12 protein-coding genes are annotated in these 14,572 nt (G+C 71.2%); 4 read left to right on the top strand and 8 right to left on the bottom strand.

Going from position 1 to position 14,572, the window contains the following annotated elements:
* Positions 1-8 precede the first annotated feature (8 nt).
* Positions 9-1,613: an ArnT family glycosyltransferase gene (locus SNE35_RS05540; protein WP_320421869.1), complete on the top strand. Its 1,605-nt coding sequence runs from the start codon at positions 9-11 to the stop codon at positions 1,611-1,613.
* On the opposite strand, the gene SNE35_RS05535 is transcribed toward SNE35_RS05540, so the two are convergent.
* Both SNE35_RS05535 and SNE35_RS05530 read right to left on the bottom strand, forming a co-directional pair.
* Positions 1,510-2,940 (bottom strand): sensor histidine kinase, encoded by a 1,431-nt coding sequence (locus tag SNE35_RS05535; RefSeq protein WP_320421868.1) that lies wholly within the window; start codon positions 2,938-2,940, stop codon positions 1,510-1,512. The two genes, SNE35_RS05540 and SNE35_RS05535, sit on opposite strands and share 104 nt — an antisense overlap.
* Positions 2,916-3,581, bottom strand: a complete 666-nt coding sequence (locus SNE35_RS05530) for a response regulator transcription factor (protein WP_320421867.1) — start codon at positions 3,579-3,581, stop codon at positions 2,916-2,918. Before SNE35_RS05530 ends, SNE35_RS05535 begins: the two co-directional genes overlap by 25 nt.
* A gap of 189 nt (positions 3,582-3,770) precedes the next feature.
* On the opposite strand from SNE35_RS05530, the gene SNE35_RS05525 reads away from it, so the two are divergent.
* The 3 genes from SNE35_RS05525 (at position 3,771) to SNE35_RS05515 (ending at position 6,427) form a co-directional block, all read left to right on the top strand.
* Complete coding sequence (locus tag SNE35_RS05525; protein ID WP_320421866.1) at positions 3,771-4,043, top strand: hypothetical protein; 273 nt, start codon at positions 3,771-3,773, stop codon at positions 4,041-4,043.
* Between the two features lie 123 nt (positions 4,044-4,166).
* A complete protein-coding gene (locus tag SNE35_RS05520) occupies positions 4,167-5,801 on the top strand; it encodes a histidine-type phosphatase (RefSeq protein WP_320421865.1) in 1,635 nt (544 codons plus the stop codon).
* Between the two features lie 17 nt (positions 5,802-5,818).
* Positions 5,819-6,427 (top strand): PEP-CTERM sorting domain-containing protein, encoded by a 609-nt coding sequence (locus SNE35_RS05515; protein WP_320421864.1) that lies wholly within the window; start codon positions 5,819-5,821, stop codon positions 6,425-6,427.
* A gap of 8 nt (positions 6,428-6,435) precedes the next feature.
* Here the strand turns inward: SNE35_RS05515 and pdeM are convergent, their stop codons facing one another.
* Genes pdeM through SNE35_RS05485 form a run of 6 tightly spaced genes read right to left on the bottom strand, consistent with a single transcriptional unit; the run spans position 6,436 to position 14,546 of the window.
* Positions 6,436-7,119 carry a ligase-associated DNA damage response endonuclease PdeM gene (gene pdeM, locus SNE35_RS05510; RefSeq protein ID WP_320421863.1) on the bottom strand — a complete coding sequence of 228 codons (684 nt, stop codon included), beginning with the start codon at positions 7,117-7,119 and terminating at the stop codon, positions 6,436-6,438.
* Complete coding sequence (locus tag SNE35_RS05505; protein WP_320421862.1) at positions 7,116-9,686, bottom strand: ligase-associated DNA damage response DEXH box helicase; 2,571 nt, start codon at positions 9,684-9,686, stop codon at positions 7,116-7,118. Before SNE35_RS05505 ends, pdeM begins: the two co-directional genes overlap by 4 nt.
* Entirely contained in the window at positions 9,683-11,344 is a 1,662-nt protein-coding gene (locus SNE35_RS05500) for an ATP-dependent DNA ligase (RefSeq protein ID WP_320421861.1), read from the bottom strand. The genes SNE35_RS05505 and SNE35_RS05500 overlap by 4 nt, the downstream gene beginning before the upstream one ends.
* Entirely contained in the window at positions 11,341-12,396 is a 1,056-nt protein-coding gene (locus tag SNE35_RS05495) for a ligase-associated DNA damage response exonuclease (protein WP_320421860.1), read from the bottom strand. Before SNE35_RS05495 ends, SNE35_RS05500 begins: the two co-directional genes overlap by 4 nt.
* Before the next feature lie 21 nt (positions 12,397-12,417).
* Entirely contained in the window at positions 12,418-13,851 is a 1,434-nt protein-coding gene (locus tag SNE35_RS05490; RefSeq protein WP_320421859.1) for a heavy metal sensor histidine kinase, read from the bottom strand.
* Positions 13,848-14,546 carry a heavy metal response regulator transcription factor gene (locus SNE35_RS05485; protein ID WP_320421858.1) on the bottom strand — a complete coding sequence of 233 codons (699 nt, stop codon included), beginning with the start codon at positions 14,544-14,546 and terminating at the stop codon, positions 13,848-13,850. Before SNE35_RS05485 ends, SNE35_RS05490 begins: the two co-directional genes overlap by 4 nt.
* Positions 14,547-14,572 lie beyond the last annotated feature (26 nt).

Below are 14,572 nucleotides of genomic sequence, written 5' to 3'. Positions count from 1 at the left end.
GCATTCGCATGCAGGCCGAAACCTTGAGTGGCGCCACGCCGGTGGCGGCGCGTCGCAGCCCGGGCGCATGGGCGCGTCTTCAGGCCTTATCGGAACGGACCTGGGTCGCCGCCGGCCTGTTGCTGCTGTGGCTGGGCTGCACGGCCGGCCTGCGCCCGCTGATGCTGCCGGACGAGGGGCGCTATGTCGGCGTCGCGCGCCACATGCTCGATTCGGGCGACTGGCTCACGCCGATGCTCGACGGGCTGCCCTTCTTCCACAAGCCGCCGTTGTTCTACTGGCTCAGCGCCGGCTCGATGGCGCTGCTGGGCGGCAGCGAGTTCGCGGCGCGCCTGCCTTCGCTGCTGGCGGCCTGGGTGGCCTGCCTGGCGCTGTTCCTCTTCGTGCGCCGCTGGGCCGATGCGCGCCTGGCCCGCTCGAGCCTGCTGGCGCTGGCGCTGCAGCCGATGCTGTTCTGCGGCGCGCAGTTCGCGAACCTCGACATGCTGGTCGCCGGTGCGATCACGGTGACCGTGCTGGCGCTTGCCCATGCGCAGCTCTGCCGGGAGCAGGGCCTGCCGTACCGCGCGGCGTTGCTGGCGGCTTATCTGCTCGCCGCGCTGGGCGTGCTTGCCAAGGGCTTGATCGGCCTGGCGCTGCCGGGGTTGGTCGTGATCGCCTGGCTGCTTGCGCGCGGGCGCTGGCGCCAGATCGTCGGCCTGCTGTGGCTGCCGGGCTGGCTGGCCTTCCTGCTGGTGGCGGCGCCGTGGTTCGTGCTGGAGCAGCAGCGCTATCCGGGCTTCCTGCACTATGTGTTCGTGGAGCAGCAGTTCCAGCGCTTCGCCGGCACGGGCTTCAACAACGTGCAGCCGCTGTGGTTCTACCCGGCCGTGCTGGCGGCGTTCAGCCTGCCATGGCTGTACTGGATGCTGCGGCATCTGCGCGATGCGGCCCGCGACCTGGGCTCGCCGCCGCCGGTGCCGCAGCATCCGGTGAACGTGCTGATGTGGGCCTGGCCGGCGGTGGTGCTGCTGTTCTTTTCGCTGCCGCAGTCCAAGCTGATCGGCTACATCCTCCCGGCGGTGCCGCCGCTGGCCTACTGGGCAGCCGCGGCCTTGCATGTCAGCGACGAGCCGACGCGGGCGCAGCGCACCGGCTGGCGATGGAGCCAAGGCCTCGCGCTGGCCTGCTGCCTGGCCATCGTCGCGACCTTGGCGATCAGGCACACGCACAGTGCCCGAGCCATCGGCCGCGCGCTGGCGGCGAGTCGCCAGCCTGGCGAGCCGGTGCTGATGGTGGGCGCCTTCGCCTACGACGTGCCGCAGTACGCGGGCCTGCACGAGCCGGTGCTGGCCGTCGACGACTGGCGGCCGGAGCTGATGCGGCAGCGCGACGACTGGGCCCGCGAGCTGGCCGATGCGTCGCTGTTCGATCCGCGCCGCGGCGGCGAGCTGCTGCTGGCGCCGCAACAGGTGCCGGCCCTGCTGTGCCGGGGGCACGCCGCCTGGGCGGTGACGCAGCGCGATTCGATCAAGCTGCTGAAGGGCCTCGCGCATCCGGCGCTGGTGGCGACGCAAGGCGAGTGGCAGCTGTGGCGCCTGCCGCCCCAGGCGTGCCCAGAAAGCGGACGATGACCTGCAGGCCGAATGGCGGCTCAGGCCTGACCGGACGGAACTCGATCACGGCGCCGAGCCGGTCGGTGATGGCGCGAACGATCGAGAGCCCCAGGCCCGAACCGATCTGCTCGTTGCCCAGCACGCGGTAGAAAGGATCGAACACGCGTGGCAGCTCGTTGGCCGGAATGCCGGGTCCGGAGTCCGTCACGCACAGCGTGACCTGGCCACCCGTCTCGACGACCGACAGGTCCACGCGGCCGCCGTCCGGCGTGTAGCGCAGCGCGTTGTCCACGAGGTTGCTGACCAGCGAGCTCAGGTCCAGTGCCGGCGCCAGCACCCAGACCTCCTGCGCGCCCTCCACGCCGATGTCGATGCCCTTGCGCTCGGCCAGGGGCATCAGGTCTTCCAGCACGCGGCGGAAGACGCTGGGCACCGACACCGGCCCGAGCGGCTGGCTGGCGGAGGTCTGCGCGCGGGCCAGCGTGAGCAACTGCTCCAGCAGGTTGCGGTTGCGCGCGATGCCGCGGCGCAGCGCGTCCAGCCGCTCGCGGGCGGCGGCGGACATCTCGGCATCGGCAAGCCGCTCCGCCTGCAGCGAGAGCGCCGTCAGCGGCGAGCGCAGCTCGTGCGCGGCATCGGAGACGAAACGGCGCTGGGCACCGACGCCCTCGGCGACGCGTGCGAGCAGGTGATTGATCGCCACGACGAAGGGCCGCACCTCGTCCGGCACATGGCGGCCTTCGATCGGGTGCAGCTCCATGCCGGCGCGCTGGTCGATCTCGGTGGACAGCGCGGCGATCGGCCGGAACATCTTGCGCACCAGGTGCGCGACGGCCAGCAGCAGCAGCGGCACGAGCACGAGGATCGGCGCCACGGTGCGCATCGCGCTGCTGCTGGCGATCTCGTCGCGGAAGTCGGATTCCTGCGCCACGGCCACGCGCTGGCCCGCGGCCGTGCGCGTGACGACCATGCGGTAGGACTCGCCCGCGACCTCCAGCGTCTGCAGGCCGTCCGGCACCGTGATGGGCACGGGCAGGGGGCCGCCGTGGTCGACGTCCGCGGTGCTCGGGCCGGGCGCGCCGACCTGCTGCACGATGATCCGCGCGTCCTCGTCGTCCTGCCGCAGCTCGATGCGGGCGGTGGCCGTGCTCAGCACGGAGGACTGGAGCTGCAGCAGCTGCGCCATGCGGCGCAGCACGTCGTCCTGCAGCTCGTGTGCTTCGTTGAAGGCGGCCTTGAACGAGACGATGCCCGCTGCCGCAGCCACCACGATGATGCAGGCCGACAGCGTGAGCGACAGCCGCAGCTGGATCGACCCGCTCAGCCGCCTTTGGAAACCACCCATCCGACCCCCCTGACGTTCTTGATGATGTTGCTGCCGAGCTTGCGCCGCACCGAATGGATGAGGAATTCGACGGCGTTGCTCTCGACCTCCTCGCCCCAGCCGTAGATGCGGTCCTCCAGATCGCTGCGCGACAGGATCGCGCCGGGCCGCACCAGCAGCGCATGCAGCAGCGCAAACTCGCGGTTGGAGAGCTGCAGCGGCGCGGCGCCCTGGACGGAGGCCTCCCGCGTGGCCGGGTCCAGCGTGACGATGCCGTTGCCGAGCACCGGGTTCGCCTGCCCGCCCTTGCGGCGCAGCACCGCGCGCATGCGGGCCAGCAGCTCGGCCATCTCGAAGGGCTTGACGATGTAGTCGTCCGCCCCGCCGTCCAGGCCGCGCAGCCGGTCGTCGAGGCCGTCGCGGGCCGAGATGACGAGCAGCGGCACCGGGTTGTCGCGGGCGCGGATCGCGGAGAGCACGGCCAGCCCGTCCTTGCCGGGCAGGCCGAGGTCCAGCAGCACCAGGTCGTAGTGCTGGCTGGCCAGGGTGGACAGCGCCACCAGGCCATCGCGGACCCAGTCCGTCGCATGGGTGGCGTCACGCAGCGCGGCCTGCACGGCCTCGCCAATCATCGGATCGTCTTCAACCAGCAGGATTCGCATCGAGGGCTCCGGGCCTCATGAGGGTTTTAGTGTGCCGTTTCAACGGACAGTACCTGGAAGGTTATGCGCTTCGACTTAGCTCGCAATGAGGGGCGCTATGTGAGATCTAAGTCTGGGCCTGCACATTGATGGCATCGGGATCGAGGCAGCGTGCGTTCGGCCGATACATCAACCTCGCAGGAGCGTCTCATGGTCAGTTCACTCTCCGCCCTGGCTTCCTCGGGCACGGCCGCCTCACAAGGTCGAGCCCGGCCCACCACCGATGCGAAACCGGCCCCGGCGCCGGCAGCGGCCTCCACATCGACCCAGGTGTCGCTCAGCGCCGCCGCCCAGGCCGCGGCCGCCAACACGGAAGAGGCCCGTGAAACACCCGCGCAGACCGAGCAGGAAGCCGCCCACGGCGATCCGCAGGCCAAGCGCCTTGTGGCTCGGCAGGCCGCCGTCAAGGCCTACGCCGCTTGAAGCGTGCGGCCATGAGCTGACGCACGGTCGCCTGTCCAAGGGACGGTGAGGCCTGCGGCCTTCACGTCCCTGTCATCCGTTCGCACAAGACTGCGTGCACGACGGATCACCAGGAGACAGGCCATGGCCGCACCGTTCAGAAACTTCCGGCTCACCGCCTGCGCTGCGGCGCTGCTGCTGGGGGCGATAGCGCATGCCGACGCGCAGACGGCGGCGAGCCTCTACCTCGGCAGCAAGTCCACCTACGCCCCGGGGCAGGATCCCGCGAGCTACGAAGCGCCGCCCACGGGCTTCGCACCGATCTACACCGAGATCGTCGCCCGCCACGGCTCCCGCGGCCTGTCGAGCGCGTCCAGCGACCTGGCGCTGTACAGCATGTGGACCGCGGCCAATGCCGCCGGCGCGTTGACCAAGCTGGGCAAGAGCCTCGGACCCGACCTGCAGCGTGTCACCCGCGCCAACGCACTGCTGGGCTACGGCGTCAGCGGCATCAGCGCACCGGGCTACGGCAACCTGACGCAGGTCGGCATCGCCGAGCACCAGGGCCTCGCCGCCCGGATGGCCGCACGCGTGTCGCCGCTGCTCGGTAATGCCGCCGCGGCCGCCGCGCAGGCGCAGACGGCGCCGCGCCAGATCGTGGTGTCGACCTCCGGCGTCAATCGTGCGATCGACAGCTCGAACTTCTTCACCCAGTCCCTCGCCGCCACGGTGCCGGGCATCGCGCCGCTGATCGTCAAGAGCCCGGCGCTGACGGCGTACCCGACCAACAAGCCCGTGGCTCAGGCGGCCGGCGTCAATCGCTTCGAGCTCTACTTCCACAAGCTGGCCGCGGGCACCGACCTGCCCGCGACGACCGATGCCTACTACCCGGTCTACCAGTCCAGCCGCGCCTACCAGAGCTACCTGGCCTCGGATGCGACGATGAACGGCAAGGTCAACGGCCTCGTCTACGGCGCAGCGTCCAAGGCCGCCGCGCGCGCCGCGCTGGCGACGATCTTCACCGCCAGCTTCCTCGATGCGCTGGATGCCGGCACCACGCACTACGCCAACACCGGCAGCTACACCTTCACCTCGGACGACGGCCTGTTCACGACCACCGTGACCGGCGACGGCGGCACCACCTTGGCCAATCTCGTGGACGCGGCCAACGCGCTCTACGGCGTCTACGCGATCACTCCGGCGATGGTCAAGGAAGTGCCGGTGAGCTTCGCCAAGTACCTGCCGACCGTGCCGCTGCAGACGCTGGCCTACGTCTCCGACTTGCAGGACTTCTACCAGAAGGGCCCCGGCATCGCCGAGGCCGGCGACATCAACTCGCGGATGAGCCAGGCCCTGCTGGACGACTTCTTCAAGGAGGTCGATGCCATCGCCGCCGGCAATCTCGCGCATGCCGCCAAGCTGCGCTTCACGCACGCCGAGATCATCATCCCCTTCGCGACGCGGCTGGGCCTGCCCTGGGCTTCCACCGCGGTGCCGCAGGCCCAGGACTACCGCTACGAAACCAACGACTGGCGCGGCGAGCGCGTGGCGCCGCTGGCCGCCAACGTGCAGTGGGACGTCTTCACCAACGGCAGCGGCACGCTGCTGGTGAAGATGTACTACAACGAAAAGGAAACCGACTTCCCACCCGCCTGCGAAGCGGCGCGCTACCTCGCCGGAAGCGCCAGCCACTACTACGAATACACCCGGCTGACGAGCTGCTACGGCCATGCGGCCGCCGCCGCGGTCGCCAACGTCAGGGCCAGCATCAAGCGCTGAAGCAGGAGGAACTCGCCATGAACAAGATCAAAGCCATCGTCGCCATCGCGGCGCTCGCCACCGCCGGTCTGTCCCAGGCCGCCACCAACCTGGTCACCAACGGCAGCTTCGAGCTGGGCCTAGCCGGCATCGGCAGCTTCGCCGGCTGGCCGGTGAGCCTCGGCGACCCGACCACCTTCGTCGACAGCAGCGGCCAGACGGGCTCGCATCCGGGCCAAGCCAGCGACGGCCTGTGGTCGGCCTACTTCGGCACGACGCAGGCGGCGGGCGGTTCGTCCATCTCGCAACTGCTGCCGACTGTGGCCGGCCAGAGCTATCTGCTGAGCTTCGACATCGCCAACGACAACGGCGACGGCGCCGCGGCCAACGGCTTCACGATGAGCATCGGCGGCGTGGCCGTCGACACGGCAAGCGGGCTGGGCGTGCAGGACTACGCGCACAAGCAGTTCGCCTTCACGGCCACTTCGGCCTCGACCCTGCTGAGCTTCGCGGCCTACAACGACAACGGCTACCTGCAGCTCGACAACGTCGCCGTGAGCGTCTCGGCCGTGCCCGAGCCGGCGACGGCGCTGCTGGCGCTCGCGGGCATGGCAGTGCTTATCGGCCGGCGGCGATTCGGGAAGTAAGAAGCCATTCAGGAACGGCGCGCGGGCCACACGCGTCCGTCGCCCACTGGATAGCAGATCGCGTCTTCCGGCGGCTCGCGCAGGCTGCTGCCGGTGAAGGCGCCGAAGGCCGGCAGCACCAGCAGATCACCGCCGACGAGGCAGAAGCAGGGCAGCCGCAGCCGGTCGCGCGCCGGGCCGCGCAGTGCCACGGCGGGATGCCAGTGGCCGGCCAGTACGGCGCGGCCGGGCAGGTGCTGCGGGTGGTGGCAGGCGGACAGCGACGAGCTTGCTGTATCGAGCGGCCACGGCTCGTCAACGACGCGGATGCACAGCTCCGGCGGCGGGTCACCGGCGTGGCGGTCGTGGTTGCCGCGGACAGCGATGAAGTCGAGCGCGGCGTGCGCCTCGCGCCATTGGCGCAGCGGTTCGATCTGGCGCGGCCGGCGTGCCGGCGCGGCATGCAGCAGGTCGCCGAGCACGACGAGGCGCCGCACCTCGTACCGCGCGATCAGTTCGCCGAGACGCTGCAGGTTGTCCGCGGTCGTGCCGTGCGGCACCGGCTGGCCCAGCGCGCGGAAGCTGGCGGCCTTGCCGAAATGCAGGTCGGCCACGAACAGCGTGCGCGCGGCCGGCCGCCACAGCGCGCGCTCGGGCAGCAGTTTGAGCGTCTCGCCGCCGAAGGAGATCGTCTGCGTCGGAAGCTCGTTCATCGGCGCCTCCGTTGCCGCTTGTCATCGCGCGCAGGCACCGCCTCCGCGCCTGCGCCATCGAGCGCCAGCGCCGCGTCCACCGCCTCCGCATCCTGTGGCGCCGCACCCTCCAGCTCGGCCACCATCCGCGCGATCCGCTCGGCCAGCGTCTCGTTGCTGAGCTTTTCGCGGAAGCGTTCGACCAGCAGCGGGAAGGCCAGCGGCGTCGGCTTCTTCAGCACGCGCAGGGTCAGCTCTTGCGTGCCCATCCGCGCGAGCGTCTGCGCGAGCTGGTCGACGTCCAGCTCCTGGCTCAGCAGTTCCTGCTCGGCCTGGTGCAGCAGCCGGTTGCCGGGATCGTGCTGGCGGAACACCTCGTAGAACAGCGAGGCCGAGGCCTGCAGCTGGCGGTTGCTGCGCTGCTCGCCGGGATGGCTCTGGAAGATCAGACCGGCGATCCGCGCGATCTCGCGGAAGCGGCGCCGCGCCAGCTCGGTCGCGTTCAGGCTGGCCAGCACCTCTTGGAGAAGTTGCTCCCGCGTCGCTGTCGGCGCGAGCAGCTCCGGCAGCCGCGCGGCCCAGTCGATGGCGCTGGCGCTCAGCAGTTCGAAGCCGTAGTCGTTCAGCGCGATCGAGAAGGTGGCCCGCGCGGGCTGTGCCGCGCGCCAGGCGAGCAGGCCGGCCAGGCCCAGATGCACGGTGCGGCCGGCAAACGGGTAGAGGAACAGGTGCCAGCCTTCGCGGCTCTTCCAGGTTTCGGCCAGCAGCCGCTGCGGCGTGGGCAGCGCGGACCAGGCGCGCTGCAGCGCGACCAGCGGCTCCACGCAGCGCATCTCGGCGCTGTCATAACGCCCATGTTCAGCGGCGTCGAACTGGCGCAGCACCGCGTCGGCCAAGGTGCTCGACAGCGGCATGCGCCCGCCGTTCCAGCGCGGCAGTGCTGCGCTGCCAGCGGCGGCGCGGCGCACCAGCGCGGTCATCTGGTCGATGCGCACCAGCTCCAGCAGGCGGCCGGCGAACAGGAAACAGTCGCCCGGCGCCAGCCGCGCGATGAAGCTTTCCTCGACGCTGCCGATGCGCGCGCCGCCGTGGACGAACTGCACGCTCATGCTGGCATCGCTGACGATGGTGCCGATGTTGGCGCGATGCCGTCGCGCCAGGCGCCGGTCCGGCACGCGCCAGAGGCCATGCTCGTCCGGCTCGGCGCGGCGGTAGTCCGGATAGGCGGCGAGCGAGGCGCCGCCCTGGCGCACGAAGTCCAGGCACCACTGCCAGTCCGCGGGGGCGAGTTCGCGGTAGGCCCGCGTCGTGCGCACCTCCTCGTACAAGGCCTCGGGCGTGAAGCCGCCGCCCAGCGCCACGGTGACGAGGTGCTGCACCAGCACGTCCAGCGGCGCACGCGGCGACTGCCGCTCCTCGATGCGGCCGGCATGCACGGCCTCGCGCGCCGCGGCGGCTTCCACCAGCTCGAGGCTGTGCGTCGGCACCAGCGTGATCCGCGACGCACGGCCCGGCGCATGGCCCGAGCGGCCGGCCCGCTGCACCAGCCGCGCGACGCCCTTGACCGAACCGATCTGCAGCACCCGCTCGACCGGCAGGAAATCCACGCCGAGGTCCAGGCTGGAGGTGCAGACGGTCGCCAGCAGCGTGCCGTTCTTCATGCCCAGCTCCACCCATTCGCGCAGCGCGCGGTCCAGCGAGCCGTGGTGCAGCGCCAGCACACCGGCCCAGTCCGGCCGCGCGTCCAGCAGCGCCTGGTACCAGCGCTCCGCCTGCGAGCGGGTGTTGGTGAAGACGAGCGTGGAACGGCTCGCGGCGATCGCATCGACGACCTGGGGCAGCATCGTCAGACCCAGGTGTCCGGCCCAGGCGAAGCGCTCGACGCGCGGCGGCAGCAGCGTGTCCACGTCGAGCTGCTTCGGCGTCTCGCCGTGGACCATCACGGCCGATGCGGACTGCGGCGTGCCGAGCAAGGTCGCCAGCGCCTCGTCCAGGTTGCCCAGCGTCGCCGACACGCCCCAACGCAGCAGCGCCGGCTGCCACTGCTGCAGCCGCGCCAGCGCGAGCTGCACCTGCACGCCACGCTTGTTGCCCATCAGCTCGTGCCATTCGTCGACGACGACCAGCCGCACGCTGCGCAGCGTGTCCGGCGCATCGGCGCGGGCCAGCAGCAGCGACAGGCTCTCCGGCGTCGTCACCAGCAGGGTCGGCAGCCGGCGGTCCTGCGCGCTGCGCTCGGCGCTGGTGCTGTCGCCGCTGCGCAGGCCGCTGGTCCAGTGCGGCGCCAAGGTCGGCAAGGGTTCGCGCAGCGCGCGCAAGGTGTCGGCGGCGAGCGCGCGCATCGGCGTGATCCACAGCACCGTCAGCGGCGGGGCGGTCTTCCCGGGTGGCGTCGCCAGCGCCTGCAGCGCGCCGAGCCAGACGGCCAGCGTCTTGCCGGTGCCGGTGCTCGCGTGCAATAGGCCGCTGTGGCCGCTGCGGCCGGCGCGCATCGCAGTCCAGACCTTGCGCTGGAACGGGAACGGCCGCCAGCCCTTCGTGGCGAGCCAGCCCTGGACGGCGGCCAGCGTGACGCTGCCGCGGTTCACGGCTCCGCGCCCGGCAGCAGCGCCGCCAGCGTCTGCAAGGTGTCGGCCTCGGCCACCGGCTTGTCCTCGCGCCAGCGCAGCATCCGCGGGAAGCGCACGGCGATGCCGCTCTTGTGCCGGCTGCTGCGCGCGATGCCCTCGAAGCCCAGCTCGAACACCAGGGTCGGCGTGACGCTGCGCACCGGGCCGAAGCTCTCGATCGTGGTGCGGCGGATGATCGCGTCGACTCTGCGCATCTCCTCGTCGCTGAGCCCGGAGTAGGCCTTGGCGAAGGGCACCAGCTGGCGCGCCGCATCGTCGGCAGGGCCGTTCCAGACGGCGAAGGTGTAGTCGCTGTAGAGGCTCGCGCGGCGGCCGTGGCCGCGCTGTGCGTAGACCAGCACAGCGTCCACCGACAGCGGGTCGATCTTCCACTTGAACCAGGTGCCGGCGTCCTTCGTGCGGCCGACGCCGTAGCGCGCCTCGCGCTGCTTCAGCAGCATGCCTTCGACGCCCAGCGCCCGCGACTGCTCGCGCTGCCGCGCGAGTTCGGCCCAGCTCTCGCCGCTCAGCAGCGGGCTCAGGCGCAGCGCCGGCAGCAAGGGGTGCGCGGCCAGCAGTTCCTCCAGCAGCGCGCGGCGCTCGTGCTGTGGCCGGCCGCGCAGGTCCTGGCCGTCCAGTTCCAGCAGGTCGTAGGCGCACAGCACCGCCGGCAGCTCGCGCAACAGCTTCGGCGACAGGGTCTTGCGGCCGATGCGCTGCTGCAGATCGGCGAACGGCCGTGCCTGCTGGTCGGCGCCCGCGTGCCAGATCAGCACCTCGCCATCGAGCACCGTGCCGTCCGGCAGCGCTTCGCCGAGCGCGATCAGCTCGGGAAAGCGCTCGCTGATCAGTTCCTCGCCGCGCGACCACAGCGCCGCTTCGCCGCCACGCTTCACGAGCTGTGCGCGGATGCCGTCCCACTTCCATTCGACCAGCCAGTCCCGCGGCGGGCCGAGCGCCGCGTCCAGTTCGCCGACCGGCAGGTTCATCGGGTGGGCGAGGAAGAACGGAAATGGATGAACGCCGCTGGCCGCCGTCGCCGCATCGGGCGGCGCGACCAGCGCGAGGTAGTCGTCGGCACTAGGCCGTGCGCCGAGGTGCGTGTAGCCGATCAACCGCTGCGCGATCAGCTTGGCGTCGACGCCGCTGACGGCGGCCAGCGCCTGCGTCACCTGCAGCTTCGACACGCCGACGCGGAAGGCCCCGGTGATCAGCTTCAGCTGCACGAAGCGGTCCTCGGTCGGCAACGCGTCCCACTGCGCGGCGAGCCGCGGCATCAGTTCCTCCGGCGGCAGGCCGCGCAGCGGCAGTAGCGATTCGTCCAGCCAGTCGGCCAGCGGCCGTTCCTGCGGCGCGGCTGGCGCTGGCAGCAGCAGCGCGATCGTCTCGGCCAGGTCGCCGACCGCTTCATAACATTCGTCGAACAGCCATTCGGGAATCGCGGCACGCGAGCGCGCCAGCTCGCGCAGCAGCTTCACCGGCACCAGCTGGCGCGGCTTGCCGCCGGCCAGGAAGTAGACGGCCCAGGCCGCGTCGCGCGGCGGCGCGATGCGCAGGTAGGCCTGCAGCGCGGCCTGTTTGGCGAGGCTGGAGGTGGAGGCGTCCAGTGCGCGGTAGAGCGTGGCGAAGGCCTTCATGCGGACGCTTCCGCGGGTGGCGTGTCGGTGGGCGTTCCTTCGTCCTCGTGCCCGTACTCGGTGGCGAAGGCCTGCGCGTCGAGCCCGCGTTCCTCGCGCAGCCAACGCACCATCACCGGCACGCTGCCGTGGGTGACGAACACGCGGCCGGCGCCGGTGGCGGCGATCGCGCGCTGCAGGCCCGGCCAGTCGGCGTGGTCCGACATCACGAAGCCGCGGTCGACCCCGCGGTTGCGGCGCCGGCCCCGCAGCTGCATCCAGCCGCTGGCCATCGCATCCGAGTAGTTGCCGAAGCGGCGCAGCCACGGCGTGCCCGCGGCCGAGGGCGGCGCGACGACCAGCGCCCGGCCGCGTGCCGTCGCATCCAGTGCCGGATCGTCGGCGCGCAAGGTCGGCGGCAGCGCGACGCCGGCGGCGCGGTAGGCCTCGTTCAGCACCTCGACGGCACCGTGGCACACGAACGGGCCGATGCCGTCGCCGACCAGCTCGTGCAGGCCGGCCAGCAACCGCTGCGACTTGCCGAACGCGTAGGCATAGACGACCGAGGTCCGTCCGGCCTCGGCGTTATGCCGCCACCAGCCGGCGATCTCGGCGAACAGCTGCTCGGCCGGCGGCCAGCGATAGATCGGCAGGCCGAAGGTCGACTCGGTGATGAACACCTCGCAGCGCACCGGCTCGAACGGCGCGCAGGTCGGGTCGGGTTGCAGCTTGTAGTCGCCGGACGCGACCCAGACCCGGCCGCCGTGCTCCACCCGCACCTGCGCCGAGCCAAGCACATGCCCGGCCGGATGCAGCGACAGGCGCACGCCGTGGTGCTCGACCACCTCGCCGTAGCGCACGGCCTGCAGCGCGATGTCCGCGCCGAGCCGGCGGCGCAGCACGCCGCTCCCGAGTTCATGCGCGAGGTAGTGACCGTGGCCGGGCCGCGCGTGGTCGCTGTGCGCGTGGGTGATGACGGCGCGCTCGACCGGCCGCCAGGGGTCGATGAAGAAATCACCGGGCGGGCAGTAAAGGCCTTCCGGGCGGGCAATGATCAGGTCGTCGTTGGCCATGGGCGTCGCTGTTCAATGACGCTAGCCAGTCTTCGCTGTCGGGAGCGGCCTGTCTGTAGGACTTGGGCTTGAAGCGGGCCGCAAGGTGAAGCCGATCTGGGTCCGGCCATCGGCGCCGTCGGTGCCGACAAAGGTCTCGCCGCCATGCATGCGGGCCACGGCCCGGACGATGGCCAGGCCCAGCCCGAAGCGGTCACCGGATTTCGCGCGGGACACCTCGCCGCGCCAGAAGCGGTCGAACATGCGTCGCCGCACCTCCTCCGGGATCGGCTCGCCGGGATTGAGCACGGACATCCGCGCGCCGGCCGTATCCTCCCAGGGCTCGATGCGCACGGTCAGCGTCGTGCCCGCTGGCGCATGCCGCGATGCGTTGGTGAGCAGGTTGACCAGCGCACGGCGCAGCAGTGCCCGGTTCGCGGGTATCCGCTGCTCGCCTTCCACGCTGAAGCGCTGCTGCTTCTCGTCCAGCAGCACTTCGACGTACTCGCCCACGTCCAGCGCCTCCTCGCGCAGCGACAGTTCGGCCAGGTCCTTGGCCGCGTCGCCCTGGTCGGCCCGCGCAAGGAACAGCATGTCGTTGATCATCGAGGCCATGCCGCGAAGCTCTTCGAGGTGCGACTCCAGCACGTCGCGCATCTCGTCCGCCGGCCGATCCCGCGCCAGCGCGACTTCCGCGCCGTTGATCATGATGGCCAGCGGCGTACGCAGTTCGTGCGCCACGTTGGCGTTGAAGCCTTCGAGCTGGTGCCAGGCTTCCTCCATGCGCGCGAGCACGTCGTTGAAGCGCTCGGCCAGCGGCATCAGCTCGGCGCTGTGCTCGGGCGGGGTCAGCCGCCGCGAGAGCGTGCCGGGCTGGATCTGCTCCGCCTCGCTCGACAGTTCGGACAGCGCGCGCAGCCCGCGCCGCGTGGCCAGCCAGGCCAGCGCGATCGTGCACAGCACGCCCGCGGCGCCCACCACGATGCCCCAGGCGTCGTAGGTGGCCAGCATGTTCTGGCGCGGCCGCGGGTCCATGCCGATGAAGACCTGCGCATCGGGGAACACCGCGTCGTCCGGCAGCCGGAAGCTGGCGCCGCGCAGGGCGATGCCGTCCTGGCGGCGCAGCAGCACCTTGTCGCCCTCGTGCTGCACCGTGGGGGGCATCGGCTCGGCGCCGTAAAGCATCTGGCCGTCCCGCCCCACCAGCCACACGTTCCAGCGGAAGCGTCCGCCGATGCTGGTCGCGGCCAGGTGGCGGCTCAGCATGGGAAGCTCGCCGGCGTCGGGCGTCTCCTTGATGAAGTGCTTGACGACGTCGATCTTGCCGCGCAGGTCCGCGCCCTCGTCGTCCATCAGCACCTGCTCCAGCACCTTGTGCAGCAGCAGGCCCGTGACCGAGAACACGGCCACCGCCACCAGCGCCAGCATGAACACGAGCCGCGCGGAGATGGAGCCGTGGCGGCGCGCCGGGCTCATGGCTGCGGCATCTCCAGCACATAGCCCATGCCGCGCACGGTGCGCAGCAGCTTGGTGTCGAAGGGGTCGTCCAGCTTGGCGCGCAGGCGCCGCACGGCGACATCGACGACGTTGGTGTCGCTGTCGAAGTTCATGTCCCAGACCTGCTCGGCGAGCGTCGTGCGCGAGAGCACCTCGCCGCGGCGGCGCATCAGCAGCGACAGCAGCAGGAACTCCTTGTTCGTCAGCTCGATCGCCTTGCCGCCGCGCGAGACCTTGCGGCGCGCCAGGTCCAGCTGCAGGTCGCCCAGGGTCAGGGTCGTCGTGTCGTGCGGGCCGCCTGCGCCCGAACCCGAACGCACGCCGCGCCGGCGCAGGGCGGTCAGCCGCGCCAGCAGCTCGGAGAAGGCGAAGGGCTTGACGAGATAGTCGTCGGCCCCTTCCTGCAGCCCGCGGACGCGGTCCTCGACCTCGTCGCGGGCGGTCAGCATCAGCACGGCGATGTCCTTCTCGGCCTTGATCGCCTTGAGCACGCCGAAGCCGTCGATGCCCGGCAGCATCACGTCGAGCACGATCAGGTCGTACTCGCCGTGTAGCGCCAGGTGGCGCCCGTCGATGCCGTCCTGGGCCACGTCGACGACGTAGCCGTTCTCGGTCAGGCCCTTGCGGATGTAGCCCGCCAGCTTGGGTTCGTCCTCGACGACGAGAACACGCATATCGGCTCCTTGAGCACCTGGCTCGC

Origin of the sequence: Roseateles agri (assembly GCF_034043675.1) — a bacterium.
Classification (GTDB): domain Bacteria; phylum Pseudomonadota; class Gammaproteobacteria; order Burkholderiales; family Burkholderiaceae_C; genus KK5.
The sequence above is the reverse complement of the archived record's forward strand: the minus strand, read 5'-3'. Positions and strand labels throughout refer to the sequence as shown.

Bases quoted from the DNA above. Each gene is read 5' to 3' on its own strand.
- SNE35_RS05540 (WP_320421869.1), top strand. From the start codon at position 9: ATGCAGGCCGAAACCTTGAGTGGCGCCACGCCGGTGGCGGCGCGTCGC.
- SNE35_RS05535 (WP_320421868.1), bottom strand. From the start codon at position 2,940: ATGGGTGGTTTCCAAAGGCGGCTGAGCGGGTCGATCCAGCTGCGGCTG.
- SNE35_RS05530 (WP_320421867.1), bottom strand. From the start codon at position 3,581: ATGCGAATCCTGCTGGTTGAAGACGATCCGATGATTGGCGAGGCCGTG.
- SNE35_RS05525 (WP_320421866.1), top strand. From the start codon at position 3,771: ATGGTCAGTTCACTCTCCGCCCTGGCTTCCTCGGGCACGGCCGCCTCA.
- SNE35_RS05520 (WP_320421865.1), top strand. From the start codon at position 4,167: ATGGCCGCACCGTTCAGAAACTTCCGGCTCACCGCCTGCGCTGCGGCG.
- SNE35_RS05515 (WP_320421864.1), top strand. From the start codon at position 5,819: ATGAACAAGATCAAAGCCATCGTCGCCATCGCGGCGCTCGCCACCGCC.
- pdeM (WP_320421863.1), bottom strand. From the start codon at position 7,119: ATGAACGAGCTTCCGACGCAGACGATCTCCTTCGGCGGCGAGACGCTC.
- SNE35_RS05500 (WP_320421861.1), bottom strand. From the start codon at position 11,344: ATGAAGGCCTTCGCCACGCTCTACCGCGCACTGGACGCCTCCACCTCC.
- SNE35_RS05495 (WP_320421860.1), bottom strand. From the start codon at position 12,396: ATGGCCAACGACGACCTGATCATTGCCCGCCCGGAAGGCCTTTACTGC.
- SNE35_RS05490 (WP_320421859.1), bottom strand. From the start codon at position 13,851: ATGAGCCCGGCGCGCCGCCACGGCTCCATCTCCGCGCGGCTCGTGTTC.
- SNE35_RS05485 (WP_320421858.1), bottom strand. From the start codon at position 14,546: ATGCGTGTTCTCGTCGTCGAGGACGAACCCAAGCTGGCGGGCTACATC.